Raw genomic sequence first — 3,566 nt, 5'->3', positions numbered from 1 at the left:
CGCGGACGCTGATCCTGCCGCTGTTGTATGCCTCCATTGCCCGCTGCAGCAAGCTGGTCGGCAGGCGGCGCGATCCAATACTCTGCAGCTGCCGCTGGTACTCTTCGGCACGTCCTGTCATGAGGACCAGCCTGCGGGCGGACAGCTGTCGAACCCGGTCACGCCCCGCCGCGTCGACCAGTTCAACGTTATGCAGACGGAATGCGAGCGCATCCAGGCTGACCCTGAACCGAGTAAGCATCGCGCCGATCGACCGCTCGGTCGGCCCTCCCGGACCCAACGACCGGCGCACGCTTGTCTCAGGCATAAGGAAAGCGGCGGCAAAACTGTTGGCTCTCGTCTCCTCGCGACTGTGTCGGCCGTAGAGGTCTTCGTCAATCGTGATGCCATTCGTATCGCCGTGGGTGTCACCTGCGGCGATATGTCCGATCTCGTGGGCAAGCGTGTAACGCTGTCGAGTGGCCGGAATAGCGCTACTCACGAGGGCCAAGCGGTAGTTACCTCGGGCTACACTCAAGCCATCCAACCCAGTCGGAAGGGGTTCGACCGCAACATCTATGCCCAAACTCTGTTCACAGAAGTCGGCCAGGTCTTCGATGTCGGCATCGCCTGCCCCGGCGAGCTCCCGTACCTCACCGGCAAGCTCGTCGGCTTGACGCACTGGATTATCCTGGCGAATTTTCAATGGAAAACGACTCGGCGATGAGGGCATGCCGAGGTCACACAGCAGGACATCAATTTCGAGGAGATCGTCCACGCGGCGCAGGGCCTGCTCGACCGCAGGGCTCGTATCGGGTTGCGCGCGTGCCGAGATCCGAGTGGCTCCCCGCTCGTCGCTCCCGAGCAGTTCGGCCACCGACACCCCGGTCGCCTCGGCGATGAGCGCGAGCTCCAAGGTGCTCAGACGCCGCTTGCCGCTGAGCACCTTGGACAGTGCGGTCGGATCCATACCGGCGGCCTTCGCAAGCGCCTGCTGGGTCATGCCTGACTCCCGCAGCGTCTGGCGTATGCGGTCGGCGAGGATCTCAGGTTTCACCTAGTCATGATACGTCGATACTTGCGAAAATCGCAAAGTCCATGGTGGTAATCGTTGCGACGTCGGCGCTGTGGCGGCGGGGGGTTCCAGCGGCACTGGTTGGCGACGCCGACGCCGGGCGCCCGAACGACGCACCGCCGGACGACGGCGCCGACCGGGACGTCCGGCAGCGGCTCAACGATGTGAATCTGGTGCTACTGGAGCAGCACGAGATTCACATCCTTACCGTGTGATCCGCACCGCGTGATCCGCGGCAAGGATGTGGCGGCGGGTGGCAGAGAGGTGGCGTACGGGCGGCGGTTGTCAGTGGACAAGCGGCGGTGAAGCAGGTCGTACGCCCGGGGGGCGTAGCCGACCTCACCGAACGCGTACGCCTCGGCCAGCACGTTGGCGGCACGGTCCCGACATCCGCCTGACCAGCGCCGAGGGGTGCGGCTCGTCCTTGGCGACTGCAGCAGATCACACAGCGCGTTGGGGATGAGGACATTGGCGTCCAGGACGATGATGGCCGGCACGATCAGGCCGTATCACCGGTGCCGGTTGGCGCCGGTGACCCGTACATGCCCATCTCCAACGCGTCCGCGGTCATCTCCGACAACACTTCGCGGCGCTTACGGCTGCGCCGTTGCCTATATGCGAGCACCTGTTCGAGCGGGATCCGCCGCGACGAGCCGGGCCGAGAGTAGCCGATCTCCCCCGCATCCAGCAGTTTGATCAACGTTGGACGGGAGACACCCAGCAGATCCGCGGCCTCACGTGTCGTCAGTTCCTGGTCCACCGCGACCACCGCCACACCCCTGCCGGACGCGAGCAGCTCGGCCACCCGCGTAAGGACCTCACGCACGGAGCGAGGCAGCTCCGCCTCGGCACCACCACGGATCAACGTCAATGACCGATCGTCACCCTCGCCCATGAGGTTGACCAGACGAACCAGTGCGACCTGTTCGTCCGATGCCGGTATCACCGTTTCCGGGGCCATCGCCGGACTCCCTCTGCTGCCGTCATGGCGACTAACTGCCGTCATCCATCATCCCGCAAAGTGCAAAAAACGCAACCGACTGGCGCCCGCGCGCCGAGCGCCCGGTTTGGGTGGCGTATCCCGTACCAGGACGTTGTCATCGCTGTGGCGAGGACTACGCTCACGTTACGGCGCAACTGGGGCAACCGTTGCGACGTCGGCGCTGCGGAGGCGGGGGGTTCCAGTGGCACCGGTTGGCGACGGCGGCAGGTCGCCGAGCGACGGGATCCCGGACGGCGACCCCGACATTCGGCTGAGTCGTGACGACCGGGACGACTTCCGAGATGAGCTCGCGACGGTCTATACAACGGAAGCTGCCGCCTCCACCGTCCTCAACCAGATCGATTTCCCGCTTGCCTACCGCCCGGTTCTCCAGGGCAGTAACCCGGAGCAGTGGTGGAGCGAGATCTTCCACGAGTTCAATGTCGGAACTCTCGCGGGTGCGCCCTACCGAAGGCTGCTGCGGACGGCCAGGCGCCGTTTCCCCGGCAATGCCGTGTTTCAGCGCCTCGCTGTGGCCTATCGTGACAATCAGCATGTTGACGCTGGTGATCGGGACAACGGGGATTCAGTGTCGGCCACTGAAAATGGGGCTGAGCCGGCGGAAGCCGAGGTGGGGCCGGCGCAGAGCTGCCATGTGATTGTGCGGGCGAGTTCGGAGCCAGAGCGCCGCAAGGCCGCGGAAATCCTCGCGAGCCTCGGCCTGGGGTCACACGAGTTCTGGTCGACCGCGCACGCGGTTTCCTACCGGGTCAACGACGAGAACACCGGACGGGTGCGGGAGCGGCTCGAGGAAACCGACCTCGGGTGGACGGTTGTCCCGGCGGGTGAACCCGACTACGTGTTCCAGACGCTGTACGCACGGGGGCCGGACGGCCGGCAGTTCCGGTTGAATGACGCCCCCGCCCAGCAGACCGTCGCCAACATGGCTGCGTCGGTAATGGACGAGTACCCGCCTGGTTACGCAGGCCCGACCCGCGCCATCGTCGTGGACGCGGTGCAGGACGACGGCTCGGGACGGCGGCTCGACGGGGACGACACCCTGCACCGAGCGGGGTTACGCGATGGCTCCCGGACCCGGATCGGGGTGGAGGCCCAGGCCGGGGCGCTCAACCCGAAGGACCGGCAGGAGGCGCTGCACCGGGTCCGCAACCAGCTTGTCGCCTACGCGCAGGCGCATCCCCGATTCCAGGTGCGGGCCAATTCCACTCTGCTGCCCACCGAGTACGAGCTTGAATTCGTCCAGGCGAGTTTCGGGCCGGGTGCGATACCCGGCGACGATCCGGTGACCGTCAACCGGCATGTCGTTCTGGTGCAGCTCGGCCCCGAATTCCCCGAAACGCCGCCGCTGGTTTTCTGGCTGACTCCGATCTTCCATCCGAATGTATTCCCGAACTACGACTGTGACCAGGCTCGGGAACACGAGGCCCAGCAGGGGCTGGTGTGCCTGGGCGCGCTGGCCGAGTCCTACACGCCGTCGCTGGATTTCGGTGAGCTGTGCCAGATTATGGT

At 65.6% G+C, this 3,566-nt stretch carries 4 protein-coding genes; 2 read left to right on the top strand and 2 right to left on the bottom strand.

The window, feature by feature from the left end; all coding sequences use genetic code 11:
* The coding region (locus tag U9983_RS27185; RefSeq protein ID WP_322756746.1) for an XRE family transcriptional regulator at positions 1 to 982 on the bottom strand (982 nt) is incomplete at its 3' end.
* 95 nt (positions 983 to 1,077) lie between these two features.
* On the opposite strand from U9983_RS27185, the gene U9983_RS27180 reads away from it, so the two are divergent.
* The gene (locus tag U9983_RS27180; protein ID WP_322756745.1) at positions 1,078 to 1,269 is read left to right on the top strand and encodes a hypothetical protein; all 192 of its coding nucleotides are present in this window, start codon (positions 1,078 to 1,080) and stop codon (positions 1,267 to 1,269) included.
* A gap of 284 nt (positions 1,270 to 1,553) precedes the next feature.
* On the opposite strand, the gene U9983_RS27175 is transcribed toward U9983_RS27180, so the two are convergent.
* The gene (locus U9983_RS27175; RefSeq protein ID WP_322756744.1) at positions 1,554 to 2,015 is read right to left on the bottom strand and encodes a helix-turn-helix domain-containing protein; all 462 of its coding nucleotides are present in this window, start codon (positions 2,013 to 2,015) and stop codon (positions 1,554 to 1,556) included.
* A gap of 223 nt (positions 2,016 to 2,238) precedes the next feature.
* Between U9983_RS27175 and U9983_RS27170 the strand changes: the two genes are divergently transcribed.
* The coding region (locus U9983_RS27170) for an effector-associated domain EAD1-containing protein (protein WP_322756743.1) at positions 2,239 to 3,566 on the top strand (1,328 nt) is incomplete at its 3' end.

Source organism: Protofrankia sp. Cas3, assembly GCF_963555955.1.
Lineage (GTDB): Bacteria > Actinomycetota > Actinomycetes > Frankiales > Frankiaceae > Protofrankia.
This window is presented reverse-complemented; position numbering and strand designations above follow the sequence as displayed.